Consider the following 25,273-nt stretch of genomic DNA (forward strand, 5'->3'; position numbering starts at 1 on the left):
GGCCAGCGCCATGTCGAAGCGGAACGCGTTCAGACCATGCTGATCACCTGCCCCTCATGCGCCAGCCGCTATGAGCTCGATGCCGCCAAGCTCGGCGAGACCGGGCGCAAGGTGCGCTGTGCCAGCTGCCAGGCGCTCTGGCATGTCGAGCCGCCGCCGGAATTCCCGGCCTTCCCGGAAGCTCCGAGCAGCGAGGAGACCGCCGCCCTGCTCGACGAGGAATTGCGCCGTGCCGCCGAGATCGACGACCAGGTCTCCGCGCTGACGGCAGAACGCGCCGCCGAGGCCGAACCGCCCCCGCCTCCTTCCGCGCGCCGGCGGCGCAAGGGCCGCGACAGCACGCCGCGCCCACCGCTGACGACACGGCTGCGAAATCTGGGGATGCCGGTCGCGCTCGCGCTTGGCGGAGTGGCGGTGCTCGGCCTTCTCGCCTGGAAGCGCGATTTCGCGGTGCGCACCGCGCCCCAGCTCGCCGTGGTGTTCGAGACACTCGGCCTGCCCGTCAACATTCGCGGCCTGACCCTGACCAGCGTCGAGAGCGGCCTGGTGCAGGACCTGCAGGGACGTTTCCTCGTAGTCGAGGGCGACGTCACCAACATCACCCGCAGCACCACCGAGGTGCCACTGATCGAGATCTCGGTGAAGGACGCGGCCAATCAGGTCCTCTACACCTGGACCACCGAGCCGCCGCGCGAACGTCTGGAACCCTCGGAACTCGTCCGCTTCCGGGCACGGCTCGCGACGCCGCCGGAGAACGGGCAATCCGTTCAGGTCCGCTTCACCTCGACCAAGCCGACCGGGCTCGCCAACGCGCACTGACCCGCCGCATAAAGCTTAAGCCCAGGCCACGCTTGTCCCCAGGGCACAATCGCCACACTATCCCGCCGGACGGGATCGTATAAACCAGCGATCAAGACTGAAACGCGTAGCTTCTACGCCATGGGGCCGCCTGGATGGACCAGCGCGGCCTGAAAGGACGTGAACGAGATGTCGCAGGCCCAGCGTATCCGGGTGCTCTACGAGGAGGAGGCGATCGCACGCCGCAACGAGGAGATGGCCAAGGCCATCGCCGCGGTCTCGCCGCCCGATCTGCTCGTGGTCGCGGTGCTGAAGGGCTCCTTCATGTTCGTCGCCGACCTGATCCGCGCCATGCATCGTGCCGGCATGACGCCGCAGGTCGAGTTCGTCCATCTCTCCAGCTATCGCGCCGCCACGATTTCGTCGGGGCAGGTCGAGATCCTGCGCGACGTGCAGAGCGACGTGCGCGGGCGCGAGGTGCTGCTGGTCGACGACATCCTCGAATCCGGCCGGACCCTGGCCTTCGCCAAGGACCTGCTTGCCGCGCGCGGCGCCAAGAAGGTTTCGAGCGTCGTGCTGCTGGAAAAGCCCGGCAAACGGGCCGTCAATATCCAGGCCGAATATGTCGGCTTCGACTGCCCGGATTATTTCGTCGTTGGCTACGGCATGGATGTCGCCCATTCCTATCGGCAATTGCCCTATGTCGGCGTCATCGAGACGGCCGACCAGGCCGGCCTGCCCGGGATCTGAACCATGTCGCGTATTCTCGTGGTCGATGATGAGGAGGCTGTGCGGGCGCTGGTCGCGCGCGGCCTGTCGCTGGACGGGCACGATTGCCTGACGGCGGCGGATGGCGCCGAGGCGCTCGATATCCTGATCGCCGAGAAAGGCCGCTTCGACCTTCTGCTCACCGATATCCGCATGCCGCTGATGGACGGGATCGCGCTCGCGCTCGCCGCCAAGCAGGAATTTCCGGATCTCACGATCATGCTGATGACCGGCTATGCCGAGCAGCGCGAGCGGGCCAAGAGCCTGGAGGCGATCGTCTCGGAGGTGATGACAAAGCCCTTCGCCATCGCCGACCTGCGCGCCACGGTGATGCGGGTGATCGAACGCTCGATCGGCTGAAGCTAGGGCATTTTCGAGCTAGCGATTCAGCCACCAGATCGACAGGTTGAGCAGCGTCGCGAATGCCACCCAGGCAGCATAGGGCCAGAGCAGACCGGCTGAGACCCTGTCGAGCGGCATGAACAATCTGATCGTCACCAGGATCATGATCAGGAGCGGCAGGATCACGGCGAGCCCCGCCGGCGGATTCTGCAGCGCGAAAAAGGCGAAGGACCAGAGCAGGTTCATCCCGAGCTGGAGATGATAGGCAGCGAGCGCGCCGCCGCGTCCCGGTCTACCCGGCGGCAGCCGCAGTATCCGGAAGACCGCCAGCGCCATCATGGCGTAGAGCGCCGTCCAGACCGGCGCGAACAGCCAGTTCGGCGGATTGAATGGCGGTTTCGCCAAGCTTGCATACCATGTCGGAATCTGCGGCAGCGTGGCGGCGCTGCCGAGCAGCGAAGCGGCTGTGACCGGCAGGATGGCGATGAGGGCGGCGAGCAGGAACGACATGCACGCGCCAACGCCGAGGGCCATTCCATGTTCCCGGCAGAGGCCGTATCTGCGCTGGGGGCAGGCCTCGCCGCTTGCGCTGGCCTGCACGAAATGAGATGAAACGTCCATTATAGTAGACGATCTGGATCGCCCCATGCCCAAGCGCCCGCTCCATCCCCGTTCGCTCGCCGCCCAGGCGATGGGCAAGGTCGACCCCGTGACGAAGGCCGTCGTGCCGCCGATCCATGTCGCGACGACCTATATCCGTGACGAGGACAACGCCTATTCCTCCGGCTTCGTCTATGGCCGTCCCGACAACGAGACGACGCGCGAGGCAGAGAGCGTGCTCGCCATGCTCGAAGAGGCCAAGGCCGGCGCGCTGCTGTTCGGCTCGGGCATGGCGGCGGCAACCGCCGTCTTCCAGGCGCTTTCGCCAGGCGACCATGTCGTCGCCTCCAAGGTGATGTACTGGGCGCTGCGCTCCTGGCTGCTGACCGAGGCGACGCGCTGGGGCCTGAAGATCGATTTCGTCGAGACCGACGACCTCGCCGCGCTCAAGGCCGCGGTGAAGCCGGGCGTCACCAAGCTAGTCTGGGCCGAGACGCCCTCGAACCCGCTCTGGACCATCACGGACATCGCCGGCGCCGCCGAGATCGCCCATGCCGCCGGCGCCAAGCTCGCAATCGACTCGACCTGCGCCTCGCCGGTCCATACCCGCCCGCTGACGCTCGGCGCCGACATCGTCATGCACGCCGCGACCAAGGTGCTGAACGGCCATTCCGACGTCGTCGCCGGCGCGCTCTGCGCCCGCGAGGATGATGAGTTCTGGAACCGGATCAGGACGGTCCGCAAGGGCCAGGGCGGCATTCTCGGTCCGTTCGAGGCCTATCTGCTGATGCGCGGCATGCGCACGCTCCATGTCCGCCAGGAGCGCCAGTCCGCCTCCGCCATGACACTCGCCCAGAAGCTCTCGGCTCATCCGCTGGTGGCGCGCGTGCTCTATCCCGGTCTGCCGCAGCATCCCGGTCACGACATCGCCGCCCGCCAGATGGAAGGCGGCTTCGGATTCATGCTCTCGATCCAGGTCACCGGCGGCGAGGCGGCCGCGGTCAAGGCGGCGGCGCATGTCGAGCTCTACAAGCGCGCCACCTCGCTCGGCGGCGTCGAGAGCCTGATCGAGCACCGCGCCTCGATCGAGGGCGCCGGCACGCCCTGCCCCACCGACCTCCTGCGCCTCTCGACCGGAATCGAGGATGTCGAGGATCTCTACGCCGATCTCGACCAGGCACTGAAGGCCGGGCACGCCTAGGCTCCCCGCCCCCCAGCCAAGCCTAAGCCGGCAAAGTTACTCCTCGGTTGCGGGAAGATCGAGAGACGATCGGGCGTGTCCACGCCCGATCGCGCCTATCCGAATATCGACATCGCAGCGCTCCGATGGGGGAAGGCGCCGTCACGCGACCGCTAAGAGAGCTCGGGGGACGAATTGCCGTCCCTATCCCCGATATCCGTCACAGGGCTGAAACAGCGCCCGGCTAGCTCGGCGTCATTCCCGCAGGAGATGACGACCATGCAAGTGATCGAGACCAATCGCCGCGCGCTTCTGCTCGGCCTCGGCGCCGCTGCCCTGATGACCCAGGCCAACACGGCATCCGCCCGTGTTTTGCCGGCTCTGCCGACGACCGATACCGGCAGCGACACCGCCTACTGGACCGCCGTGCGCAACCTCTACAGCGTCACGCCGGATATGGTGAACCTCGAGAACGGCTATTGGGGCATCATGTCCGAGCCGGTGAAGACCGAGTACAAGCGCCTGACCGATTTCGTGAATTTCGAGAACACGGTCTATGCCCGCACGAAGATCGGCAAGGACCTCGACGATGTCCGCACGCCGCTGGCCGCCTTCCTCGGCGTTGCCCGCGAGGAGATCGCGCTCTCGCGCGGCGCGACCGAGGCGCTGCAGGCGCTGATCTCCGGCTACAACAAGCTGAAGCCCGGCGACACCGTCCTCTACGCCGATCTCGACTATGACTCGATGCAATATGCGATGAACTGGCTGAAGGGCCGCCGCGGCGTCGACGTCGTCAAATTCGCCATTCCCGAGCCCGCCACCCGCCAGGCCGTGCTCGATGCCTATGACGCCGCGCTCAAGGCGAATCCAAAGACCAAGCTTCTCTTGCTGACCCATATCAGCCACCGCACCGGCCTGATGATGCCGGTCAAGGAGCTCGCCGCCATGGCCAAGGCGCGCGGCGCCGACGTCATCCTCGATGCCGCCCATAGCTGGGGCCAGGTCGATTTCCAGGCCAAGGACCTCGGCATCGACTTCATCGGCTTCAACCTGCACAAGTGGATCGGCGCGCCGCTCGGGGTCGGCATGCTCTACATCAACAAGGAGCGCCTCGCCGATATCGACACCTATATGGGCGACGAGGACTTCAAGGCCGACGACGTGCGCTCGCGCCTGCATACCGGCACGGTGAACTTCGCCGCCCAGCTCGCGGTACCCGCCGCGCTGGCGCTGCACCAGGAGATCGGCCCGCAGGCCAAGGAGGCGCGCTATCGCCACCTGCGCAACTATTGGGTCTCCAAGGCGCGCGAGATCAAGGGCGTCGAGATCCAGACCCCGGACGACCCGAGCATGGTCGCCGGCATCACCTCCTTCGCGCTGACCGGCAGGCGCACGGCGGCCGAGACCAACGCGATCGTTGCGGAGCTTCGCGACAAGCACAAGGTGATGACGGTCCGCCGCCGCGGCGTCGCCAAGGGCGACACGATCCGCATCTCGCCGGCGCCCTATATCATGGAGGCCGATCTCGACCGCTTCATCGCGGCCCTCGCCGTGGTCGCGGGCAACCGGGCGGGCTGAGCCGTCACAATCGCCAGCTTCCGCGCGTCAGAGAAGCGCGGAAGCGCTCCAGCCGTCGGCGCCAATCAGCCGCCGACGGCGGTGTATTCGGTCTCGATCGAGGATTCATGCGCCTCGTGGTCGAAGCCGTAGATATGGATCGAGATGGCCTCGCCCGGCCCGACATTGCGCATCCGGTGGATGTTCGGCCCCGAGGGCAGCATGCAGGCGACATAGCCGGCCTGCCGCTCCTGCTCCGCGGTGGCGACGGCCCGCTTCGCGTCGATCGCGCGGTACCAGGTCTCCGTCACCGTGCCCGACACGACGCCGAAGCAGCAGGAGCAATGGTGGTCGTGGATGCAGGTCGTCGCGCCCTCGCCCCAGACGATCGCCCAGACGCTGACGGCCTCGTCGCCGGCGAGCAGGTTGCGGGTATAGCGGCCCGGCTTGCGCTCGACCGGCAGGCGCTTGATCAGGTCGGGGATCGCGACGAGCTCATGCAGGACGGCACGGGCGGCACCGAGATAATCGCCCGAAAGCGTGCCTGCATCCGTCCGCAGGTTACGCAGCATCTCACCGCGCCGCTCGTGGTTCAGATATCCGTCCATGCCCCGCTCCCGCCGAAACCGTGCTGGAATCATGATAGCCGGCTGGGCCGGAAGCGGTTTGCGTCCTCACGCAAAATACCGATGATATTAGGATCAGATACTCAAAATTGGCCCAATCATAGAAAATTATTGCGACCCCTATCCAAAGATCGGAAAGCTATGATCCGGAAGGGGAAACGGATCCATGGCCAAGCTCGATGATTTCGACCTGCGCATCCTGGCGCTGCTTCAGCAGGATGCCAGCCTGCCGCTCGCTCAGCTCTCGGAGGCGGTCGGGCTCTCGCCGACCCCATGCTGGCGGCGCGTCCAGAAGCTGGAGAATGAGGGCTATATCAAGCGTCGCGTTGCGCTGCTCGACCGCGAGAAGCTCAAGGCAGGCGTGACCATCTTCATCGCAGTCAAGACCTCGCGCCATTCCATGGAATGGCTGGAGCGCTTCCACGCCGCCGTGCACGACCTGCCCGAGATCGTCGATTTCTACCGGATGAGCGGCGAGATCGACTATCTGCTCAAGGCCTTCGTCTCCGACATCTCGGCCTATGACGCGCTCTACAAGAAGCTGATCTCGCGCATCGACCTGAGCGACGTCACCTCGATGTTCGCGATGGAGGAGCTGAAGTCGACGACGGCGATTCCGCTCGGGTTCGCGGCAGGAAAAGTGTGAACTGCTTCGCCTGCGCGTCATGGTCGGGCTTGTCCCGAGCATGACGGAGTGCAGCAGCCGCGTCGCGGCGGTCAGCCCTTCGCCACCTTCTGGTAGTCTTTCACATCGGTGAAATTGATGTCGGGCACGCGCTCTGCATCGTATTTCAGCGTGAACTGGGACGAGGCCATGAAGACCGGGTCGCCGTCGAGATCATCTGCCATCGAGGATGGCTTGGACGAGACGAATTTCTGCAGCGCCACCTTGTCCTCGCTGGAGACCCAGCGCGCGATCGCGAACTGACACGGTTCGAAATCGACGGGCAGCGAATACTCCGCCTCCATCCGCTCCTTCAGTACGTCGAGCTGCAGCGCGCCGACGACGCCGACGATCGCGGGCGCGCCGTCATGCGGCAGGAAGAGCTGGACGACGCCCTCCTCGGCCATTTGCTGCAACGCCTCGCGCAGCTTCTTCGCCTTCATCGCGTCCTTGAGCTTGACGCGGCGCAGGATTTCCGGCGCGAAGCTCGGCACACCCTTGAAGACGATGTCCTCGCCCTCGGTCAGCGTGTCCCCGATACGCAAGGTGCCGTGGTTGGGCAGGCCGACGATGTCGCCGGCATAGGCCTCTTCGGCGATCGAGCGGTCGCGCGCGAAGAAGAATTGCGGCGCATTGAGCGGCATCGGCTTCGAGGTCCGCACCAGCTTGGCCTTCATGCCACGCGAGAGCTTGCCCGAGCAGACCCGCATGAAGGCGATGCGGTCCCGATGGTTAGGGTCCATGTTCGCCTGGATCTTGAAGACGAAGCCGGTCATCTTCGGCTCGTCCGCCTCGACCGGGCGTTTATCCGCGACCTGCGCCCGCGGGCTCGGTGCGTAACGGCCGAGCGCGTCGATCAGGTCGCGCACGCCATAGTCGCGCAGGGCCGCACCGAAATAGAGCGGCGTCAGATGCCCCTCGCGGAAGGCTTCCAGATCGAACGGCTTCAGCCCCTCGCGCGCGAGAAAAACCTCCTCACGCCAGGTCTCGGCCGCGCCATTCGGCAAAAATTCGTCGAAGAGCTTGTCGTCCTCGCCGGCGACAGGCGTGCCGGCATCGCTCTCGTCGCCCTTCTGGTTGCGCCGGAAGGTGTTGGAGGCGAAGTCGAGCGTGCCGGTGAACTCGCGGCCGCGCCCGACCGGCCAGGTCATCGGCGCGACGTCGAGCGCCAGCGTCGTCTCGATCTCGTTGATCAGATCGAACGGATCGCGCGTCTCACGGTCGACCTTGTTGATGAAGGTGACGATCGGGATGTCGCGGAGACGGCAGACCTCGAACAGCTTCTTCGTCCGCGCCTCGATGCCCTTGGCGGCGTCGATCACCATCACCGCCGAGTCGACTGCGGTCAGCGTCCGGTAGGTATCCTCAGAGAAGTCCTCGTGGCCGGGCGTATCCAGAAGGTTGAAGACGTGCCCGCCATACTCGAAGGTCATCACGGAGGTGACGACCGAGATGCCGCGCTGGCGTTCGATCTTCATCCAGTCGGAGGAGGTCTGGCGGCGGCCGGCCTTGGCGCGCACCTCGCCGGCGAGCTGGATCGCGCCGCCGAAATAGAGCAGCTTCTCGGTCAGCGTGGTCTTGCCCGCGTCCGGGTGCGAGATGATCGCGAAGGTGCGCCGGCGCGCATAGGGCGCCTCGGCGCTCGCCGCAGCTTCAAGGGTCGTAAGATCGGTCATGGCGCTGTTGAAGACAGGAAGGGGCGCCTGCTGTCAATTCTTCAGCCGGTAGCCGGTCCGGAAGATCCAGCCGACAACGGCGATACAGCCGACCAGGAAGACCAGCGTCATCGCCAGGCTGACGCCGACGCTGACATCGCCGGCGCCGTAGAAGCTCCAGCGGAAGCCGCTGATCAGGTAGACGACCGGATTGAACAGCGCGACCGTGCGCCAGAAGCCCGGCAGCATGTCGATCGAATAGAAGGCGCCACCGAGGAAGGTGAGCGGGGTCACCACCAGCAGCGGGATGACCTGTAGCCGCTCGAACCCGTCGGCCCAGATGCCGATGATGAAGCCGAAAAGGCTGAAGGTCGTCGCTGTCAGCGCCAGGAAGACGAGCATGAAGACAGGATGCTCGATCCTGAGCGGTACGAAGAAGGTCGCGGTCAGCAGGATGATCAGCCCGAGCAGGATCGACTTGGACGCCGCCGCGCCGACATAGGCGATCACCGCCTCCCACCAGGCCACCGGCGCCGAGAGCAGCTCGTAGATCGTGCCGGTGAATTTGGGGAAATAGATCGCGAAGGAGGCATTGGCGATGCTCTGCGTCAGCAGCGAGAGCATGATCAGCCCGGGCACGATGAAGGCGCCGTAGGACACGCCGCCTACCGCCGGCATGTGCGCGCCGATCGCCGCGCCGAAGACGATGAAATAGAGCGAGGTCGAGATCACCGGCGAGACGATGCTCTGCAGTGGCGTGCGGAAGGTCCGCGCCATCTCGAACTTGTAGATCGCGCGGATCGCGTGTGGATTGAAGGCCATCGCGCTCATGGGCGGTTCCTCACCAGGCTCACGAAGATGTCCTCGAGCGAGCTCTGGCTGGTGTTCAGGTCGTTGAAGCGGATGCCTGCGGCGGAGAGGTCCTGCAGCAGCGAGGTGATACCGGTGCGCTCCGCCTTGGTGTCGTAGGTGTAGACCAACTCCTCGCCTTCGGCCGCGAGAGCAAGATTATAGGCGGCGAGCGCTTCCGGCACCGCCGCCATCTTCTGCTGCAGCGAGAGCGTGAGCTGCTTCTTGCCGAGCTTGCGCATCAGCTCGGTCTTCTCCTCGACCAGGATGATCTCGCCCTTGCTGATCACGCCGACCCGGTCGGCCATCTCCTCGGCCTCCTCGATGTAATGCGTGGTCAGGATGATGGTGACGCCGCTTTCGCGCAGCCGCCGCACCAGCTGCCACATGTCCTGGCGCAGCTCGACATCGACGCCGGCCGAGGGCTCGTCGAGGAAGAGGATCTGCGGCTCGTGCGAGAGCGCCTTGGCGATCATGACGCGTCGCTTCATGCCGCCCGACAGCGTACGGATCATCGCGTTGCGCTTGTCCCAGAGCGAGAGGTCCTTGAGGATCTGCTCGATCAGCTCCGGATTGCGCGGCTTGCCGAAGAGGCCACGGCTGAAATTCACCGTCGCCCAGACCGTCTCGAAAGCGTCGGTGGTCAATTCCTGCGGCACGAGCCCGATCTTGGTGCGGGCCGAGCGGTAATCCTTGCCGATGTCGTGGCCATCGGCGGTGACCGAGCCGGCGCTCGGCGTCACCAGCCCGCAGATGATGCTGATCAGCGTGGTCTTGCCGGCCCCGTTGGGGCCCAGCAGGGCGAAGATCTCGCCACGGTGGATGTCCAGATCGATCGATTTCAGCGCGCTGAAGCCGGAGGCATAGGTCTTGGACAGCTTGGATACGGAGATGATGGGCGGCATGGCGACCATATAGGCGATGTGGTTGCAGGATGCGACGGCACAGCCATGCGCCGCATGCGCGGCGGAAGAAGCAGGGGCGCCTGTCAGCCGCCGTCAGCAGCGGACATGACAATGGCCGGGAGCGCCCTCCCGGCCATCAGGTCGATCAGCAATTGCCTTGCTCTATCTCATGAAGAACCAGAGCAGGATGATCACCGGAATCGGCACACCAAGTAACCACAGCGCTATCGAACGCATGTCGAAGCCCCCTGTTGAACAATTGTGGGAGAGCAACGCGATCGAGCGCTGGAAAGTTCCACAGGCAGCAAGCCCAAGCCTGGCGCCTACGGCGCGCCTGCCCGATTCTTACTTGAAGCCAAGGTTCTCCAGCATCTTGGTGGTCGCGTCATTGTACTTCTTGTCGCCTTCGAGCGAGGCCCAATAGGTCAGCAGGATCAGCTTGCCGCTCGCCACTTTCGGATTGATCGCAACATAGCGGATGACCGAATCCTCGCCCTTGGCCTTGGCCTTCAGCTCGCTGATCACCCAGGGGCGGCCGTTGACCTCAATCTGCACCGTCTCGCCGGCGCTCTCGATCTTGACGCCCTGGCCGTCGAAATAGCTGTTGTGCTCCTTCTGGACCGCGTCGATCTCGTTCGGCGGGATCAGCTCGACCCACATGTAGATCTCGTCGTCCGGGGTCTTGATCTGAATCCCGCGTGCGACCTTCTTGCCTTCCCAATCGTCGGGAACGGTGATCACCGCGACCGGATCGGCTTCGGTGATGTTGAAGGCCTCGGCTTGCGCCGGGGCGGTCGCAAAGGGGGTGGCGAAGGAAACAAGCGCGGCTGTGAGCGCGCAGGCAATGGTCCGCAACATCAGGATCTCCTGTCCCATCGAGGTCATGGCTGCCTGTGCCGAAGGTGATAGCGCCGGGACGATTGCCGCGGCACCCGCTCCCTCACCGAACGTCATGGGCAATGCGGACTGGCGATAAGTGAAGCCGCCGGCAGCCCTGTGCCAGGACGATAGATCGCCATTCACAGAACCGCGGGGCACAACCGCAGCCGTCAGGATTCCGACATAATTGAACCCGCCCGGCCTTCCCCCGGGAGCAGGCGGATCGGCGCCTGCTCCCGCGATGGAGGCCGAACGGGTATGAGACGCCGAGCGAAGCCGAGGCTTACTTGAAAGCGATGCTCTCGATCATCTTGTTCATGACGGCGTCATGGGTCTTGTCGCCGTCGATCGAGGCCCAATAGGTCATCATGATGATCTTGCCGCTCGCGACATTCGGATTGATCGCGACATAGCGGATGATCGAGTCGCCATCGCTGCTCTTGGCCTTCAGCTCGGTGAAGGACCAGGCACGACCGTTGATCTCCTTCTTCATCGTCTCCGACGCGCCGGTGACGGTGACGCCTTCCTTGTCGAAATAGCCGTTATGCTCCTTCTGCACGGTGTCGATCTCGCCCGGAGCGATCAGCTCGAACCAGAGATAGATTTCCTCGTCCGGCGACTTGATCTCGATGCCGCGCGCAATCTTCGAGCTCGTCCAGTCGTCGGGAATGGTGACGACCGCGACCGGATCGGCATCGGTGATGCTGAGCGCGCCGGCCAGGCTCGGGCTCGACGGCAGGATGACGGCGCCGGCAAGGGCGAGCGCGAGGCTGAACGCGCAAACCAGGGTTCGCAGCATGGGAGATATCCTTGTCAGATGGGTCGGATTGCGGCGCACGAGCCAGCCCGGCTTTCGAGCCTGCCGCAGGGCCAGATTGCCAGCGCAAAGGGGCTTTGCAAGGCGCGCGCAGTCGCCTCAGGCGGCGTTTTCGGCGCTGCTGTGCCAGTTCGGTAGATAGCCGTTCACAAGTGCCGCCAATGTTGACGGCGGCGTGACGACGGCGGCGAAACCTGCAGGCCGCGGCCGCTTCGCGACATAGCCCGCGGGCGACCAGAGCAGCGCCGCATCGCCCTGCAAGGCCAGCCATTCGCCCGGACCGGCCTCGACCATCGTGCCATCAGGCAGGTCATCCGCCCGCAGGCGGTGCAGGCGCTTGGCACGGCCGAGCCGGCGTTCGCCGTCGAGCCGGCGATCGATCTCCGGAAAGAGCGGAACCTGCTCGAGGCCGAGCCCGCGCACCAGCGCCGCGCGATAGGCCAGCGCATCGGCCCGCCGGCATTCCATGCAGGGCCGGTGCCCCGCTGCCAGCGCCGTGACCTCGTCGCAGAAGAACAGCTCGGTATAGCCCTTGCCCCAGACCTTGCGGCGCCTGCCCTTGAACGAAAGCACGCAGCAGATCCATTGCCGGGTGGCATAGGCGCGCTGCGGCAGCGCCTGCGTCTGCGGATCATGGAAGCGCCCGCCGCGATTGCCGAAAAGCTCGCCGCGCGCGGGATCGGCGAAGAGCGTGCCATCGGGGCGGACGCGGTTTGGCAAGGTCATGGGCTTAGTAAGATCCTGGGCGATCCGGAGAAGGTAAGCCGCAAACCCACAGTAACGGAGTTTCCTGCCAACATATGGCGGCAGGATCAGCGCCCCGGTTGCCCTACTCCCGTAATCCGGCCACCACCGGCGCGCGATAGGACATCAGCGCCGGCAGCAGCGAGACGACGCTGCCGATGGCGAAGAGCAGCAGAACCTGCAGCATCTCCCGGCTCTCCAGCGAGAATGCCAGCCTGAGCCCGGTCTGCGCCTCGACCAGTCCCGAGACCGCCCTTGTGAAGACCGCCCCGACGGCGAGCCCCGACAGGCAGCCGGCGCCGATCAGCAGCGCCATGCCGAGCCAGACCACGAGCAGCACATAGGCGCGCGGCGCCCCGAGCGCCCGCAGCACCGCATAGCGCCGCCGCCGCAGGCCGGCGACCGCGACGAGCAGCAGCAGCACCGCGGCCAGGATCAGCACCGCGTTCAGCACGGAGGCCACGACGAGCACATCCCTGACATCCCCCAGCGCGCGATAGAGCGTCACCAGCACCTCGGCCGGGAAGAAGGCCATGGTACCGCCCTGCCGGTATTGCGCCCGCAACTGATAGGCGCCGGCGACGCTGCGCGGCTTGACCACGATCGCCGGCACGCCCGGGATCTTCTGGCCATCGAAAGGCAGGCCGATGCCTGCTTCCTCCGAGGCATGGCCATTGCCGAGGCCATGGACCTCCCAGACGTTCTCGACCGGGACCAGGATGGCCCGGTCCCAGGGCGAGCCGAGGCGCGGCAGCCGCCCGACGGCGACATAGCCATGGCCCTCATGGCGATGGCCGGCCTCTTCCTCGTCGACCTGCCCGGGCTTCGCGGCATGTCCGAGCACGCCGTGCGAGGGCTCGATCGTCTCGCCAAGCTTGTAGCTGACATCCGCACCGAGCACGGCCTCGCCCTCTCCCGCGAAGAACCGCCCCTCGCTCGGCTTGAGCCGGCCCCAGCGGCTGACCAGATCCGCCGTCGTGCCAACGATGACATAGCCCCGGCTGATATCCCCGAAGGCGATCGGCGCCACCGCAGCGACCCGCTCGTCCTTGGCGAGCGTGTTGAGCAGCCGGCCGTCGATGAGCGGGATCGCATCGGGCTGCAGATAGATCGACGACATCACCAGCTGCGTCTGGCTGCCGGGTGCGCCGATCAGCAGGTCGAAATCCTCCGCCGCCGCGGCCGAGCTGCGCCGGAGCGCCCGCTCCTGCGCGCCGATGGCGACGCCGATCGCAACAGCCAGCGCGACCAGCGTGACGATCGCCAGCGCCGTCCAGCGCAGGGCGCGGATATCGGCCCAGACCATCGGGAACGGGTTCATGAGGCGAGCGCCAGGGGCTTGCCGGTCAGCGCACCGATCTCGACAACGCGCTCCATCCGCGCCAGCAGCGCCGCGTCATGCGAAGCGCAGATCAGCGTCGCGCCGGCCTCCCGCGCGACCTCGACAAGGAGCGCGCCGACCTCGTTCGCGTGCTCGGCATCGAGGCTCGCCGTCGGCTCGTCAGCCAGGATCAGCGCCGGCCGGCCCAGCACGGCACGCGCGATCGCGACGCGCTGCTGCTCGCCGCGCGAGAGCACCCGGGCCTTGCGGCGCAGATCGCCGAGCCCCATGCGCCCGGCCAGCGCCGCAGCGCGCTCGTGCTGGGCCTTGTCGATCCGCCAGGAGGAGAAGGTCGCCGGCAAGGTGATATTGGCGGCAACGTCGAGCTCCGGGATGAGGTGGAAATCCTGGAAGACGAAGCCGATCGTCTCGCGCCGCCAGAGGTCGCGGGCCGGGATCGGGAGAGAGGAGACCGCCTTCGCGTCCCAGGCTACGGAGCCGGCATCAGGCACGATGAGGCCGGCGATCAGGTGCAGCAGCGAGGTCTTGCCGGAACCGGAGGGCCCGCGCAGCCCAACGCGCGCGCCAGCGGGAATGGTCAGGTCGGGAATATCGAGGACCCTGAATGGCCGGCCGTCGCCGCCGCGATGGTCGAGCCGCACACCGTGGAGATGAAGCGGCTTCGCCGCGGCTTGGGCCGCGCCGTCAGGCAACGCGGAAACTGGCATCGACGAGTCTGATCTGGCTGACGAAACCGGTCTCGGCATCGGTGGCGGAGCCGATCTCGAGCCGCCCGGTCACGGCGACCTTGCGCCCAGCGCTGACCAGTGGCGTCTCTTCCTTCATGAAAATGACGACGATATCGACCGGCCAGTCGGCATCGGACTGGCAGAATGGGCAAATCGCCAGGGGCTCGCGCGTCAGCACGAAGAAGCGGCTCTCCGGCTTGAGCGGCGGCGCCATATAGCCGTTGATCCTGACCTCCTGGCCGCGCAGCGAGGTGACGCGGTCGGAGAACTGGAAGCCGAGCACGCCGAAGGATTTGTAGAGGCTGTCGAAGGCGATCGGCTCCGGCTCGGCCGCGAAGGCGGGAGGGGAAATGCCGAGCGCCGCGAGCCCCTGCAGGAGCCCGCGGCGGGTGAAGGACATGGGGGAGATGCGCAGCCGCATGATATTGCTCCTCATTCCCCCATTTGCGCGCTTTCCGTTCGGCCGATATCGGCCGAACGGACAGAATTCGCGCCAGGCAGCGTCGTCAGACTAGCTCACTTGCCGCCGAGCGCGAGCGCTTCCGCCATGACGCGGAAGACATAGGTGTTCGGCTTGTGGCCGCGGAACTTCTCGGCGCCCGGGCCCATCGCGGTCAGGACGACGTCGTCGGCAGCATGGACGCCCGAGTTCGACTCGAACGGCAGGTTGCCCTGCTTGCGCACCGCCATCGGCGCCGTGCAATCCTTCTCGTTGGCGACATAGGTGTTCTTCTCGGCGCCGGCGACGGCCGGGACGCGCTCGCCGTCCATATAGGGGCGGCCGGTGTCGCAAGTGTCGGGATAGGTGCCGAACACGACAGCGAGACGATGCGAGGTGTTGACGTCGGTCGGGTAGCCGTCGGCGTCGCGCGGGCCGTAATTCGGCACCACCGAGTCCTGGTAGACGCCGAGCTTGTCGCGCAGCAGCTGGCCGGGACGGTCGTCATTATAGGAGCCGATCAGCGAGACCGGATGGGCATGGTCGGCGACGACGATGATCAGCGTGTCGTTGCGCTCGCCGGCGAAGTCCTTGGCGGCCTTGACGGCGTTGTCGAGCATGATCGTGTCGAACACCGCGCGCTCCCAATCGAGCGAGTGGCTGTACTTGTCGATACGGGCCGACTCGACCATCAGGAAGAAGCCGTCCTCGTTGCCCTTCAGCATCTCGAGCGCGGCCTTGGTCTGCTCGACGACATCAGGCTGGTCCGGGAACTTCGAGATCGTGCCCTTCTTGGCCAGGCGCAGGTCGAAAGCGCCATCGATATTGCCGGTGTTGTAGAGGCCGAGCAGCTTCTTGGCGCCGCCGGAGACCGCAGCGTTCATCTCGGTCTTCGAGGTGGCGACGCTGTAGCCGGCCTCCTTGAACTTGGCGATGGCGTCGAGGTCGTCGGTGCGCTTAGAGCCGTTGGTCGCCTTCGGCAGGAAGTTCGGCGAGCCGCCGCCCATGATCACGTCCGGCTTCACGTCGAGGAACATTTTGACGATGTCGTTATAGTCCGAGCGGCGGCGGGTATGGGCCACCATCGAGGCCGGGGTGGCGTCCTCGATCTCGGCATTGGTGACGACGCCGATCGCCATCTTGTTGCGGCGGCGGATCACCTCGGAGATGGTCTCGACCTTGGGGTGGTCGAGGGTCAGCGCGTTCTTGGCGCAGTAGACGCCGAGCGCGTTGACGCAGGACTTGTGGCCGGTGGTGTAGGCATGGGCCGCGTTGGCGCTGTCGGTGACGACCGAGTCGCTGCCCGAGGTCGAGATCAGCGCCATGTTCGGCATGTCGTCGATGGCGAGCTCGCCGCCATAGCGGCCTTCCTTCAGGCCCTTCGACATGATGCGGGCGGCGGTGCGATGCGCGATCGAGAAGCCGTCGCCGACGAAGAGGATTACGTTCTTGGCGCGACGGGCCGGGGTCGAGAACACTTCCCAGGCCACTGTCGACTTGTTCGAGCCCTGCGTCGCTTCGACGACATAGCGGCCGGCCGGCAGCGAGGCGCCGCGCAGCCACATGGCGGAGTGCTTCTGGCCTTCCTCGTTCTGCATGAACGTGGTCTGGCGGCCGAAGATCTCGGCGGCCGGCTTGCCGTTCACGGTGACGTTGACGTCAGCCGAGGCCGGGGCGTCCGGGAACTCGACCTTGAAATCGAAGTGCGAGCCTTCGAGAATCTCGGCCCGGTCGATCGGATAGATCGTCTGGGCCACCGCGGGAGCGGCTCCGGCGAGCGTGGCCGCCACGGCCATCATCAGCAATCGTTGCGCCTGCATAAGTATACTCCGCCTGTCGCGCGTGTTGGTCGGGACTCGCTCAGACGCTTAGGCAGCCGAAGTGACAGTACGATTACTGGCCGATCGCAGGCGTAAAAGGAAATGTTATACAGTAACATCATTTCATTCATTGCATGGACGCTGCTGACGGCTTCCGACACCACCACAGTCTTCTAAGATGACGCTGAAGATCGTATCCCGAGCCGGCGAGGAGACCCCATGCTGACCTTTTATCATGCCCCGCGATCCCGTTCCTTCAGCATCTTCTGGCTGCTGGAGGAGCTTGGCGAGCCCTACACGATCGAGCTGGTCGACATCCGGGCCGAGGCCGGCGTGCCGGAATCCTACCGTGCGATCCAGCCCCATAAGAAGGTGCCGGCCATCGTCCATGACGGCACGACCGTCACCGAGCGCGCCGCGATCTCGCTCTATCTCGCGGATGCCTTCCCAGAGTCCGACCTCGCCCCCGCGCTCGGCGATCCGATGCGAGCCGCCTACCTCACCGCACTCGTCTACACCGACGCCGTGCTCGACCCGATCATCGCGACCAAGGCGCTCGACATCTCCTACAAGCCGGGCGACGTCTCCTTCGGTTCGCTGGCCGATGCCGTCGCCAATCTGGAGAAGCGGCTCGGCGCCCAGGACTACGCCGCGGGCGACCGCTTCACCGCAGCCGACACTCAGCTCGGAAGCGCCCTCCATTACGGCATCAACATCTTCGGCGCGCTGCCGCGCCTCCCCGTCTTCCAGGCCTATCTGCACCCGCTGCTGGCACGTCCCGCCCTGCAGCAATGCATGCAGAAGGACGAGGCCCTGGCCACTCAGGGCTCCTTGAAGCCGTAATCCGGGATGCCCTGCTCGTTGCCGTAGTATTTGTAGGGCAGGAACTTGCCGGACATGCTGATCCTGACCCGGTCGCCTTTCGGGTTGGGCTCGCGCTCGAACTCGATGTTGAAATCGATCGCCGACATGATGCCGTCGCCGAATTCCTCCTCGATCAGCGCCTTCCAGGCCGGGCCATTGACCATCACCATCTCGTAGAAACGGTAGATCAGCGGGTCGGTCGGCGGCATCGGCGTGCCGGTGCCACGATAGGGCACCTCGTTGAGCATGCGCTTTTCCATCTCTGAGAGCCCGAACAGCGCCGCCGCCTTCTCGGCCAGCGGCTTGACCAGCCTCATCTGGCCGAGCAGCGCGCCCACCACGAGAACCTCGGACATGCCGCCGATCTCGTCGGTAATGTATCTCCAGCTCCAGCCCTTCTCGCGCTTGATGTCGAGGATCTTTTCGGTGAGCTCTTCGCGCTTCATCCAGCCTTCTCCCTGTCCGTGACACGGCAGGGGCACGCAAGGATCGGGCCGGCCGAAAAAATGCCCGCGAATTTCTGAAAACGCGGCAGGATCATCTTAACGTTACGGTGAGTTAGGACCACAGACGTAAGGCATTTGAAGTATTTTCGGCGCCATTCACGAGGCCACCAAGCCACGCGGAAAATCCAGCGCCGATGAATGCCTACATTCCCCTGATCCTGTTCACGGTGCTGACCAATGCCGCCGCCCAGCTCATGCTGAAAAAGGGCATGACCGGCATCGGCCAGTTCGACATCCAGGGCGACGGCATCTTCTGGACGGTGCTGCGCGTCGTCTTCAATCCTTTCGTCTTCGCGGGCCTGTGCACCTTCGTCATCAGCATGGCCTCGCACCTGATCGTGCTCTCCAAGGTGCAGATCAGCTACGCCTATCCGTTCCTGAGCCTCGCCTATGTCGTGGTCGCGGCCTACGCCTATTTCGTCTTCAACGAGGATCTGACCGCCGCACGTATCGCCGGCATCGGGCTGATCGTCGTCGGCACCATCTTCATCGCCCAGAGCTGAGAGCTGCCATGGACCTGATCGCCCGACTGATCCTCCGCCTCGCCACCCTGTTCCACATGCCGGTCGAGCGCAGCGACCTGCGCCCGGTGCGCGTCCCGGCTCGCAATTCTCGTCATCGCAGCGCGCCGCCGCGCTGATCCCTGCAACCGAACCAGCGGAAGACCGAGCATGAAGCACATCATCATCGGTGGCGACGGATTCGTGGGCTCGCATCTGGCGGCCGATCTCGCCGCCATGGGCGAGGAGGTCCTCGTCGCCGACATACAGAACAGCGGCCACGCCCACTACGCCAAGGTGCCGTTCCAGAAGATCGACGTCACCAGCCCCGAGAGCGTCGAGAGCATCGCGCTGACGCCGGACGATCTCGTCTACAACCTCTCGGCCAAGATGCTGTCGCCGATCGTGACGCGCAGGGAACGCCACGACTTCTTCTGGCCGGTGAACTATCACGGCACCGCCAACATCCTGAACTGGATGGAGAAGAACGGCGCCAACAAGCTGGTACACTTCACCACCGACATGATCTACGGCCATTCGGTCACCGTCCCCCAGGACGAGACCCATCCGGCCAAGCCGCTCGGCGAATATGGCGAGAGCAAGCTCGCGACCGAGACGCTCTGCCAGACCTACCGCGACAAGGGCTTCCAGATCCCGATCTTCCGGCCGCGCCTGATCATCGGCCCGGGCCGCCTCGGCATCCTGGTCAAGCTCTTCCGGCTGATCGACATGAACCTGCCGGTGCCGATGATCGGCTCGGGCAAGAATCCCTACCAGTTCATCTCGGTCTTCGATTGTGCCAGCGCCTGCGTCGCCGCTTGGAAGGCCGGCTTCCCGAACAGCGCCTATAATCTCGGCTCCGACGATCCGCCGCCGGTGAAGAAGCTGCTCGGCGACCTGATCCGGCATGCCGGCTCGAAATCGATCCTGCTGCCGACCCCCGCCCCGCTGGTCAAGCTCACGCTCGACACGCTCGACGCGATCAACCTGCCGATCATGGACCCCGAACAGTACCTGATCGCCGACGAGATCTGCATTCTCGACACCGGCAAGGCCAAGCGCGAGCTCGGCTGGACTCCGAAACACCGCGACGAGGACATGCTGCTCGCCGCCTACACCGAATATCGCAAGAGCAAGGACGAGCTGAGGAGCAAGGCCGCATGAGCATGCCCGCTTTCAAGAACGACGTAGCCCCGGCCCGCCCGAAGCTGATCAGCGTCGAGGAAGCCAAGCAGCTCGATGCCGGCACGGTGCGCGATCTCTTCGCCGCCCATATCAACCCGGGCCAGCTCCATTTCCTCAAGCTCCTCGGCTTCGACAGGATCATCGTCGATCGCGCCGAGGGCATGCATTACATCACCCGCGACGGCCGCAAGATCCTCGATTTCTTCGGCGGCTTCTGCTCGGTCGCCTTCGGCCATAACCATCCGCGCATCGTCGCGGCCCGGCAGAAATTCCAGGACGAGCAGCGCCATGAGATCTGCATGGCCTTCATGTCGCAATATGCGGCCGCGCTCGCCAAGAACCTCGCCGAAATCGCGCCCGGCGATCTCGACATGGTCTTCCTCGGCTCGACCGGCTCGGAGGCCATGGAGGCTGCGCTGAAGGTCGCCGAGCAGGTCCAGGGCCCGGCCCGCTCCAAGATCCTGCACGCCGCGAACTCGTTCCACGGCAAGACCAAGGGCGTGCTCTCGGTCACGGATTCGACCCTCTACCAGTCGCAGTTCAAGCTGGTCGAGAACCGGGTCAAGGTGCCCTTCGGCGACATCGACGCCGTGCGCAAGGCGCTCGAAGCCGACCGCTCGATCGGCATCGTCGTGATGGAGACGATCCAGGGCGGCGGCGGCATCGTCGAAGCGCCGCTCGGCTTCTGGCGCGAGCTGCGCGCTCTCTGCGACAGACACGACGTGCTCTGGATCGCCGACGAGGTGCAGTGCGGGCTCGGCCGCACCGGCCAGTTCTTCGCCTTCGAGCGTGACGGCGTCGTGCCCGACGTCACCGCGCTCGCCAAGGCGCTCGGCGGCTCCAAGGCCGCGGTCGGCGCCATGATCGCGCGCCGCGACATCTACATGAAGGCCTATGGCAAGCCGAAGAGCGCGCTGATCCATGCGCAGGCGACCTTCGGCGGCATGGGCGAGGCCTGCATCAGCGCCATCGAGGGCCTCAATGTCCTCTATGACGAGGACCTGATGGGCAATGCCCTCCGCCAGGGCGATTACCTGATCGAGCGGCTCAACCAGCTGCGCGCCAAGCACCCGACACTGCTCAAGGAGATCCGCGGCCGCGGCCTGATGATCGGCGTCGAGTTCCAGGACATCAGCGAGACCATGCCCTTCGGCCTGAAGCACATGGTCGCGCTGCTCGACGACAAGCTGAAGGGCTCGCTCTGCGGCTTCGTCGGCGCCCTCCTGCTGAAGGATTACGACGTGCTCGTCGCCTTCACCGAATACAACCGCAACGTCATCCGGCTCGAGCCGCCGCTGATCGCGACTCGTGAGGATTGCGACACCTTCCTCAACGCGCTCGACGACCTGCTCTCACGTGGCATCACCCGCATCGTGACGGACTACCTGCGCAAGGTCGCGACGGCGAAGGGCTGAGACGACGCCGCAATGCATATCGCGCTTGGGAAGGGCGGCCGCAGGGCCGCCCTTTTTCGTTGACGTGGATCGCCCCCGGATCGGGCAGAGCTTGACACCACGGCGCGAGGGGCCAACTTAACAGGGTGAACACGCATGGCACCCAGATAATCCGGATCCATCCGATCGCGGAATTTTAGCCCCTGACCCGGCGACCCGCGTCCCGGTCAGGGATGCGTCGATGTTGCAGCCGCTGCGCTGCCTTCGCCGGTCGTTCGTTCACTCCCCGCTTCGATAGTCCCCCGCGGCCCTGCGCCGATCGCGCCGCCGCGTCATCACAGGTTTCAGACATGACCACAACCACCCCTCACAGGAACAACCGCAAGCCGAAGATCGTCGTCGGCGCGACCGATCACGAGCGCTTGAGTGCGCTGGCCGCGTCCATTCAGGACCGCATGCCGGAGCTCGCCGACGAGCTTCAGGCCGAGATGGAGCGAGCGAAAGTCGTCGCCGAGCGCCAGGTGCCGGCGAACGTCGTTCGCATGGGCTCCTTCGTCAGCTTTGAGTCGGATGCTGCCCCGACGCGCCGCGTCCAGCTCGTCTTCCCCGGCGAAGCTGATATCGCAGCCGGGCGCGTCTCGGTGCTGACCCCGATCGGCACCGCGCTCATCGGCCTGTCGCCCGGACAATCGATCGCCTGGACGGCACGCGATGGCCGTCAGCACAGGCTGACCGTCCTGAACGTCGAACAGGCTGTTCCCGAGGCAGTGGCTCCGAAGGAAGCGGGCTGATCTCAGCCCCCCGTGACCCTTCGCCAGAAGCCGGATGAGAAGCCCGGGTCGACATGCCCTGCGAACTCCCGCCAATGCGGGAACGACGCCTCGAAGGTCGCCGGCGACATGCGCGCGTCCTTGTAGGGATTGACCCGCCCGCCGGCTGAAAGCGCGATGCGATCGAGCTCGTCGAGCAGCCGCAGCGTGCGCTCGCCGCGATGCGGAAAATCGAGCGTCAGCGTCGCACCCGCGATCGGGAAGGACATCATGCCGGGCGACGGTACCTCGCCGAAGATTTTCAGCACGGTCAGGAACGAAGCCTCGCCAGCCGCGAGCGTGCGCCGGAGCATCGCCTCCACCGCCTCGCGCGCCTGCGCCATCGGTACCGCGCACTGGAACTGGCGCAGGCCCTTGGGCCCGTAGGCCCTGTTCCAATTGCTGACCCGGTCGAGCGGATAGAAGAATGGCCGGTAGGGGATGCGCCGCGGCTCCGGCGTGCTCGGCTGCGCCGCCCGGTAGAGCATGTTGAAACCGCGCAAAGTCAGCCGGTTGATCAGCGGGAAGGGCGGCTTGATCGGAAACGGCAGCGGATGCGGCGCGCGCTCCTGCGGCAGATCCGAGGCCGAGGCATGATTGGCCCGGAAAAACACGCCGCGCCCGAAGCGCGGCCCATCCGCGAGTGAATCGACCCAGGCCACCGTATAGTCATGCGTCGCGTCGGATTCGGCCGCGATCTCGAAGAAGCGGTCGAGCCCTTCGAAATGGATCGCCTCCTGGCGCATCTCGGCGGAGGGAACGCGCAACAATTGCAGGGTCACCTGGGTGATCAGCCCGGTCAGGCCGAACCCGCCGATCGTCGCGGTAAAGAACGGGCAGTTCATATCCGGCCCGCAGGTCAGCCGGCTGCCATCCGATCGCACCAGCTCGAAGGCGCGGACATGGCGCCCGAACGTCCCCTGGCGATGATGGTTCTTGCCGTGGACGTCATTGGCGAGCGCCCCCGCGATCGTGACGAAGGCTGTGCCCGGCGTCACCGGCAGGAACCAGCCATGCGGCACGACATGGTTCAGGATCGTGTCGAGCAGGACCCCGGCCTCGCAGGTGATGAGCCCGCTCTCGCGATCGAAGGCGAGGATCTGGCCGAGCTGGCGCGCCGCGATCAGCACACCGCCATCGTTCAGGCAGGAATCGCCGTAGGAGCGGCCATTGCCATAGGCGAGCGCGGGCTTGCGGAACGCCTCGGGAGCAGCGCTCCAGACCTCCGGCCCGACGATCTCGCTGTCCCGGGCAGTGAGCCCGCCCCAGGATCGATAATCCTTCAGCTCGTCTCTCACGGAATGACCGTCGCCGCGACCATGATCAGCACGACGGTGGCCCCCATCAGCTGGCTGCGCCAGTCGCGGATCATGAAGACCAGCGGATCATCGGGCATCTGGCCGCGCCGGGCCAGGAACCAGACGCGGGCCATCTGGTAAAGGATAATCGGGCAGATCAGCCAGATGATCTCGGGATGACGATAAAGCTCCTTCACCGCGGCGCTGTCGACATAGAGCGCCATGATCAGCGCGCAGGTGCAGCCCGAGGCCATGCCGAGCTGCGATAGCGCCTCGATATCCTCGGCGTGGTAGCCACGCCCGGCCTTCTTCAGGCCGGATTGGTCCTGCGTGATCCGGAGTTCGGCATAACGCTTCACCAGGGCGAGGCTGAGGAACAGGAACATCGAGAAGGCGAGCAGCCAGGACGAGATCGGGATCGCGGCGGCAGCGTTGCCCGCGAGGATGCGCAGGGTGTGCAGCGCGGCCAGCCCGAGCACATCGACGAGCAGCTTGCGCTTGAGGAAGAAGAGATAGAGCAGCGCCAGCACCAGATAGGCCGAGAGCGCCGTCAGGAACAGGCGCGGCTGCGGCACGAGCGCGGTCAGGGCGAAGGCGACGATCAGCAGCAGCGGGACCGCCGCATAGGCCTGGGCCTGTGTGATCTCGCCGGCCGCGAGCGGGCGCTTGCACTTGGTCGGGTGACGCCGATCGGCCTCGACATCGACGATATCGTTGAGCAGGTAGATCGCCGATGCGAGCAGGCTGAAGGCGACGAAGGCAACGACGCCGTGGCCGAGCGCCGCAAGATCGAACACATCATGGTTGAGCAGGATCGGCACGAAGACGAGCCCGTTCTTGAGCCAGTGATGCGGGCGCATCGCTCGGATCATTGCTGGGATAGGCATCTTGATGTCTCTGCTCACCTTGGACAGGCATCGTGACCGACCGCCATTGTGCGATCCCGGCCATCGATGGGCGAACTACATTGCTTCAGTGCCCCTCCTTATCGGCGTGAAGTCCTAAATCCGGGTGGATGACGTAACGTCCACCTCGTGATTTGCTCGCCATGATTAACACGTGCCTGCCGCAGCAATCGGAAATCCGGGGGCTGGGGATCATGGAGTTGCAACGATCGCGTGAACCGAAGTTCGCAATTCTGGCGCGGCGCGCTTGCAAAGCGCGCGGCGTCATCGGATCGTTATGCGCAACGCGATGATTTGCGGCATAGCTGCCGATATGGCTCAGACGATCTCCTTCAAGGCATCAGACAACACGATGGCTACGCCGGCCGAGACCGCAGCGGCGAACCGCGAACGGCTCGTCATCGTCGAGGATGATCCGGTCACGCGCGCCATGATCGCCGGCTATTTCACCGACCAGGGCTTCAGGGTCGAGGAAGCCGAGACGCTGGCGGAAGCGCGCCGCGTCGTACGCAAGTTCAAGCCGGAGCTGATCTTCCTCGACGTGGTCCTGCCGGATGGCGATGGCTTCGAGCTCGCCAAGGAGCTGCAGGGCTTTTCGGATGCCGGCATCATCTTCGTGACGCGGCGCGATACCGATATCGATCGCATCGTCGGCCTCGAGCTCGCCGGCGACCACTATGTCACCAAGCCTGTCAACCTGCGCGATCTCCTCGCCCGGACGCGCTCGCTGCTGCGGCGGCGCAAGATCGAGCGCGAGACGGCGCGGCGCAGCACCACGGTCACCTTCGGGCCGTTCATGATCGACCTGCTGCGGCGCGAGCTCGCCACGATCAACGGCGACCCCATCCGCCTGACCCGCGGCGAATTCGATCTCCTGGCCGCATTGGTCGACAGCAATGGCCGGCCCCTGAGCCGCGACTACCTGATCGAGGTGGTCAGCAACCGCCATAGCGAGGTCGACGCCCGGACGGTCGATGCGCTGGTGGCGCGGCTCCGGCGCAAACTGCTCGGCGCCAGCGAGCCGGGCGTGATCGCGACGGTCAGCGGCATCGGCTACAAGCTCGGCATCGCCGCCGAACGCAACGCGTAAACTGGCTCG

At 65.5% G+C, this 25,273-nt stretch carries 27 protein-coding genes and 1 pseudogene; 13 read left to right on the plus strand and 15 right to left on the minus strand.

Annotated elements, in window-relative coordinates; all coding sequences use genetic code 11:
- Positions 1 to 36: 36 nt before the first annotated feature.
- From EV560_RS10860 to EV560_RS10870, 3 genes are all read left to right on the plus strand, one after another.
- Positions 37 to 819, plus strand: a complete 783-nt coding sequence (locus EV560_RS10860; protein ID WP_131856200.1) for a zinc-ribbon domain-containing protein — start codon at positions 37 to 39, stop codon at positions 817 to 819.
- A gap of 168 nt (positions 820 to 987) precedes the next feature.
- The gene (hpt, locus tag EV560_RS10865; RefSeq protein ID WP_131855772.1) at positions 988 to 1,548 is read left to right on the plus strand and encodes a hypoxanthine phosphoribosyltransferase; all 561 of its coding nucleotides are present in this window, start codon (positions 988 to 990) and stop codon (positions 1,546 to 1,548) included.
- Between the two features lie 3 nt (positions 1,549 to 1,551).
- The gene (locus tag EV560_RS10870) at positions 1,552 to 1,926 is read left to right on the plus strand and encodes a response regulator (RefSeq protein ID WP_131855773.1); all 375 of its coding nucleotides are present in this window, start codon (positions 1,552 to 1,554) and stop codon (positions 1,924 to 1,926) included.
- Between the two features lie 18 nt (positions 1,927 to 1,944).
- On the opposite strand, the gene EV560_RS10875 is transcribed toward EV560_RS10870, so the two are convergent.
- Positions 1,945 to 2,442 carry a TspO/MBR family protein gene (locus EV560_RS10875; protein ID WP_248311991.1) on the minus strand — a complete coding sequence of 166 codons (498 nt, stop codon included), beginning with the start codon at positions 2,440 to 2,442 and terminating at the stop codon, positions 1,945 to 1,947.
- 112 nt (positions 2,443 to 2,554) lie between these two features.
- On the opposite strand from EV560_RS10875, the gene EV560_RS10880 reads away from it, so the two are divergent.
- Together EV560_RS10880 and EV560_RS10885 are read left to right on the plus strand one after the other, a co-directional pair.
- The gene (locus EV560_RS10880) at positions 2,555 to 3,709 is read left to right on the plus strand and encodes a trans-sulfuration enzyme family protein (protein WP_131855774.1); all 1,155 of its coding nucleotides are present in this window, start codon (positions 2,555 to 2,557) and stop codon (positions 3,707 to 3,709) included.
- Positions 3,710 to 3,967: 258 nt separating this feature from the next.
- Positions 3,968 to 5,266, plus strand: a complete 1,299-nt coding sequence (locus EV560_RS10885; protein ID WP_248311992.1) for an aminotransferase class V-fold PLP-dependent enzyme — start codon at positions 3,968 to 3,970, stop codon at positions 5,264 to 5,266.
- 65 nt (positions 5,267 to 5,331) lie between these two features.
- On the opposite strand, the gene EV560_RS10890 is transcribed toward EV560_RS10885, so the two are convergent.
- On the minus strand, positions 5,332 to 5,853 hold the full coding sequence (locus EV560_RS10890; protein WP_165923412.1) for a cysteine dioxygenase: 522 nt from the start codon (positions 5,851 to 5,853) through the stop codon (positions 5,332 to 5,334).
- Positions 5,854 to 6,037: 184 nt separating this feature from the next.
- Between EV560_RS10890 and EV560_RS10895 the strand changes: the two genes are divergently transcribed.
- Positions 6,038 to 6,517 (plus strand): Lrp/AsnC family transcriptional regulator, encoded by a 480-nt coding sequence (locus tag EV560_RS10895; RefSeq protein ID WP_131855777.1) that lies wholly within the window; start codon positions 6,038 to 6,040, stop codon positions 6,515 to 6,517.
- 71 nt (positions 6,518 to 6,588) lie between these two features.
- On the opposite strand, the gene EV560_RS10900 is transcribed toward EV560_RS10895, so the two are convergent.
- The 10 genes from EV560_RS10900 to EV560_RS10945 form a co-directional block, all read right to left on the minus strand.
- Complete coding sequence (locus tag EV560_RS10900; RefSeq protein WP_131855778.1) at positions 6,589 to 8,211, minus strand: peptide chain release factor 3; 1,623 nt, start codon at positions 8,209 to 8,211, stop codon at positions 6,589 to 6,591.
- A 33-nt stretch (positions 8,212 to 8,244) separates the two neighbouring features.
- Complete coding sequence (locus tag EV560_RS10905) at positions 8,245 to 9,012, minus strand: ABC transporter permease (RefSeq protein ID WP_131856202.1); 768 nt, start codon at positions 9,010 to 9,012, stop codon at positions 8,245 to 8,247.
- 5 nt (positions 9,013 to 9,017) lie between these two features.
- Positions 9,018 to 9,944 (minus strand): ABC transporter ATP-binding protein, encoded by a 927-nt coding sequence (locus EV560_RS10910; RefSeq protein ID WP_131855779.1) that lies wholly within the window; start codon positions 9,942 to 9,944, stop codon positions 9,018 to 9,020.
- A gap of 345 nt (positions 9,945 to 10,289) precedes the next feature.
- Positions 10,290 to 10,802 (minus strand): hypothetical protein, encoded by a 513-nt coding sequence (locus EV560_RS10915; RefSeq protein WP_131855780.1) that lies wholly within the window; start codon positions 10,800 to 10,802, stop codon positions 10,290 to 10,292.
- A gap of 304 nt (positions 10,803 to 11,106) precedes the next feature.
- Complete coding sequence (locus EV560_RS10920) at positions 11,107 to 11,622, minus strand: hypothetical protein (RefSeq protein ID WP_131855781.1); 516 nt, start codon at positions 11,620 to 11,622, stop codon at positions 11,107 to 11,109.
- A gap of 117 nt (positions 11,623 to 11,739) precedes the next feature.
- The gene (locus EV560_RS10925; RefSeq protein ID WP_131855782.1) at positions 11,740 to 12,366 is read right to left on the minus strand and encodes a hypothetical protein; all 627 of its coding nucleotides are present in this window, start codon (positions 12,364 to 12,366) and stop codon (positions 11,740 to 11,742) included.
- A gap of 103 nt (positions 12,367 to 12,469) precedes the next feature.
- The gene (locus EV560_RS10930) at positions 12,470 to 13,705 is read right to left on the minus strand and encodes an FtsX-like permease family protein (RefSeq protein WP_131855783.1); all 1,236 of its coding nucleotides are present in this window, start codon (positions 13,703 to 13,705) and stop codon (positions 12,470 to 12,472) included.
- Positions 13,702 to 14,433, minus strand: coding sequence for an ABC transporter ATP-binding protein (locus EV560_RS10935; protein WP_165923413.1), 732 nt, complete (start codon positions 14,431 to 14,433; stop codon positions 13,702 to 13,704). Before EV560_RS10935 ends, EV560_RS10930 begins: the two co-directional genes overlap by 4 nt.
- Positions 14,411 to 14,875 (minus strand): hypothetical protein, encoded by a 465-nt coding sequence (locus EV560_RS10940; RefSeq protein WP_131855785.1) that lies wholly within the window; start codon positions 14,873 to 14,875, stop codon positions 14,411 to 14,413. Before EV560_RS10940 ends, EV560_RS10935 begins: the two co-directional genes overlap by 23 nt.
- 95 nt (positions 14,876 to 14,970) lie before the next feature.
- The gene (locus EV560_RS10945) at positions 14,971 to 16,713 is read right to left on the minus strand and encodes an alkaline phosphatase (RefSeq protein WP_131855786.1); all 1,743 of its coding nucleotides are present in this window, start codon (positions 16,711 to 16,713) and stop codon (positions 14,971 to 14,973) included.
- Positions 16,714 to 16,932: 219 nt separating this feature from the next.
- On the opposite strand from EV560_RS10945, the gene EV560_RS10950 reads away from it, so the two are divergent.
- Positions 16,933 to 17,556, plus strand: coding sequence for a glutathione S-transferase family protein (locus EV560_RS10950; protein WP_131855787.1), 624 nt, complete (start codon positions 16,933 to 16,935; stop codon positions 17,554 to 17,556).
- Here EV560_RS10950 and cynS read toward each other — a convergent pair.
- A complete protein-coding gene (gene cynS / locus EV560_RS10955; RefSeq protein ID WP_131855788.1) occupies positions 17,535 to 18,023 on the minus strand; it encodes a cyanase in 489 nt (162 codons plus the stop codon). The two genes, EV560_RS10950 and cynS, sit on opposite strands and share 22 nt — an antisense overlap.
- A gap of 194 nt (positions 18,024 to 18,217) precedes the next feature.
- On the opposite strand from cynS, the pseudogene EV560_RS10960 reads away from it, so the two are divergent.
- The 5 genes and pseudogenes from EV560_RS10960 to rnk all read left to right on the plus strand — a co-directional run.
- Positions 18,218 to 18,583, plus strand: a pseudogene (locus EV560_RS10960) (DMT family transporter); the annotation flags it as partial.
- A gap of 11 nt (positions 18,584 to 18,594) precedes the next feature.
- Complete coding sequence (locus tag EV560_RS36685; protein WP_282568850.1) at positions 18,595 to 18,723, plus strand: hypothetical protein; 129 nt, start codon at positions 18,595 to 18,597, stop codon at positions 18,721 to 18,723.
- 31 nt (positions 18,724 to 18,754) lie between these two features.
- Entirely contained in the window at positions 18,755 to 19,747 is a 993-nt protein-coding gene (locus tag EV560_RS10965) for an NAD-dependent epimerase/dehydratase family protein (RefSeq protein WP_131855790.1), read from the plus strand.
- On the plus strand, positions 19,744 to 21,183 hold the full coding sequence (locus EV560_RS10970; protein WP_131855791.1) for an aspartate aminotransferase family protein: 1,440 nt from the start codon (positions 19,744 to 19,746) through the stop codon (positions 21,181 to 21,183). Before EV560_RS10965 ends, EV560_RS10970 begins: the two co-directional genes overlap by 4 nt.
- Positions 21,184 to 21,512: 329 nt before the next feature.
- On the plus strand, positions 21,513 to 21,953 hold the full coding sequence (gene rnk, locus EV560_RS10975; RefSeq protein WP_131855792.1) for a nucleoside diphosphate kinase regulator: 441 nt from the start codon (positions 21,513 to 21,515) through the stop codon (positions 21,951 to 21,953).
- 2 nt (positions 21,954 to 21,955) lie between these two features.
- Here the strand turns inward: rnk and EV560_RS10980 are convergent, their stop codons facing one another.
- Both EV560_RS10980 and EV560_RS10985 read right to left on the minus strand, forming a co-directional pair.
- Positions 21,956 to 23,269, minus strand: a complete 1,314-nt coding sequence (locus EV560_RS10980; protein WP_165923414.1) for an FAD-binding oxidoreductase — start codon at positions 23,267 to 23,269, stop codon at positions 21,956 to 21,958.
- On the minus strand, positions 23,266 to 24,156 hold the full coding sequence (locus EV560_RS10985) for a UbiA family prenyltransferase (RefSeq protein WP_131855794.1): 891 nt from the start codon (positions 24,154 to 24,156) through the stop codon (positions 23,266 to 23,268). The genes EV560_RS10980 and EV560_RS10985 overlap by 4 nt, the downstream gene beginning before the upstream one ends.
- A 331-nt stretch (positions 24,157 to 24,487) precedes the next feature.
- On the opposite strand from EV560_RS10985, the gene EV560_RS10990 reads away from it, so the two are divergent.
- Positions 24,488 to 25,264, plus strand: coding sequence for a response regulator (locus EV560_RS10990; protein ID WP_465247001.1), 777 nt, complete (start codon positions 24,488 to 24,490; stop codon positions 25,262 to 25,264).
- Positions 25,265 to 25,273: the final 9 nt, after the last annotated feature.

The sequence above is a fragment of the Allobosea sp. BK604 genome (assembly GCF_004341515.1).
Classification (GTDB): Bacteria; Pseudomonadota; Alphaproteobacteria; order Rhizobiales; family Beijerinckiaceae; genus Allobosea.

Coding starts and splice junctions, on each gene's coding strand:
- EV560_RS36685 (WP_282568850.1), top strand. CDS start 18,595: ATGGACCTGATCGCCCGACTGATCCTCCGCCTCGCCACCCTGTTCCAC.
- EV560_RS10890 (WP_165923412.1), bottom strand. CDS start 5,853: ATGGACGGATATCTGAACCACGAGCGGCGCGGTGAGATGCTGCGTAAC.
- EV560_RS10875 (WP_248311991.1), bottom strand. CDS start 2,442: ATGGCCCTCGGCGTTGGCGCGTGCATGTCGTTCCTGCTCGCCGCCCTC.
- EV560_RS10910 (WP_131855779.1), bottom strand. CDS start 9,944: ATGCCGCCCATCATCTCCGTATCCAAGCTGTCCAAGACCTATGCCTCC.
- rnk (WP_131855792.1), top strand. CDS start 21,513: ATGACCACAACCACCCCTCACAGGAACAACCGCAAGCCGAAGATCGTC.
- EV560_RS10930 (WP_131855783.1), bottom strand. CDS start 13,705: ATGAACCCGTTCCCGATGGTCTGGGCCGATATCCGCGCCCTGCGCTGG.
- cynS (WP_131855788.1), bottom strand. CDS start 18,023: ATGAAGCGCGAAGAGCTCACCGAAAAGATCCTCGACATCAAGCGCGAG.
- EV560_RS10925 (WP_131855782.1), bottom strand. CDS start 12,366: ATGACCTTGCCAAACCGCGTCCGCCCCGATGGCACGCTCTTCGCCGAT.
- EV560_RS10895 (WP_131855777.1), top strand. CDS start 6,038: ATGGCCAAGCTCGATGATTTCGACCTGCGCATCCTGGCGCTGCTTCAG.
- EV560_RS10880 (WP_131855774.1), top strand. CDS start 2,555: ATGCCCAAGCGCCCGCTCCATCCCCGTTCGCTCGCCGCCCAGGCGATG.
- EV560_RS10900 (WP_131855778.1), bottom strand. CDS start 8,211: ATGACCGATCTTACGACCCTTGAAGCTGCGGCGAGCGCCGAGGCGCCC.
- EV560_RS10940 (WP_131855785.1), bottom strand. CDS start 14,875: ATGCGGCTGCGCATCTCCCCCATGTCCTTCACCCGCCGCGGGCTCCTG.
- EV560_RS10885 (WP_248311992.1), top strand. CDS start 3,968: ATGCAAGTGATCGAGACCAATCGCCGCGCGCTTCTGCTCGGCCTCGGC.
- EV560_RS10985 (WP_131855794.1), bottom strand. CDS start 24,156: ATGCCTATCCCAGCAATGATCCGAGCGATGCGCCCGCATCACTGGCTC.
- EV560_RS10965 (WP_131855790.1), top strand. CDS start 18,755: ATGAAGCACATCATCATCGGTGGCGACGGATTCGTGGGCTCGCATCTG.
- EV560_RS10945 (WP_131855786.1), bottom strand. CDS start 16,713: ATGCAGGCGCAACGATTGCTGATGATGGCCGTGGCGGCCACGCTCGCC.
- EV560_RS10870 (WP_131855773.1), top strand. CDS start 1,552: ATGTCGCGTATTCTCGTGGTCGATGATGAGGAGGCTGTGCGGGCGCTG.
- EV560_RS10905 (WP_131856202.1), bottom strand. CDS start 9,012: ATGGCCTTCAATCCACACGCGATCCGCGCGATCTACAAGTTCGAGATG.
- EV560_RS10915 (WP_131855780.1), bottom strand. CDS start 10,802: ATGTTGCGGACCATTGCCTGCGCGCTCACAGCCGCGCTTGTTTCCTTC.
- EV560_RS10860 (WP_131856200.1), top strand. CDS start 37: ATGCTGATCACCTGCCCCTCATGCGCCAGCCGCTATGAGCTCGATGCC.
- hpt (WP_131855772.1), top strand. CDS start 988: ATGTCGCAGGCCCAGCGTATCCGGGTGCTCTACGAGGAGGAGGCGATC.
- EV560_RS10990 (WP_465247001.1), top strand. CDS start 24,488: ATGGCTCAGACGATCTCCTTCAAGGCATCAGACAACACGATGGCTACG.
- EV560_RS10970 (WP_131855791.1), top strand. CDS start 19,744: ATGAGCATGCCCGCTTTCAAGAACGACGTAGCCCCGGCCCGCCCGAAG.
- EV560_RS10920 (WP_131855781.1), bottom strand. CDS start 11,622: ATGCTGCGAACCCTGGTTTGCGCGTTCAGCCTCGCGCTCGCCCTTGCC.
- EV560_RS10935 (WP_165923413.1), bottom strand. CDS start 14,433: ATGCCAGTTTCCGCGTTGCCTGACGGCGCGGCCCAAGCCGCGGCGAAG.
- EV560_RS10950 (WP_131855787.1), top strand. CDS start 16,933: ATGCTGACCTTTTATCATGCCCCGCGATCCCGTTCCTTCAGCATCTTC.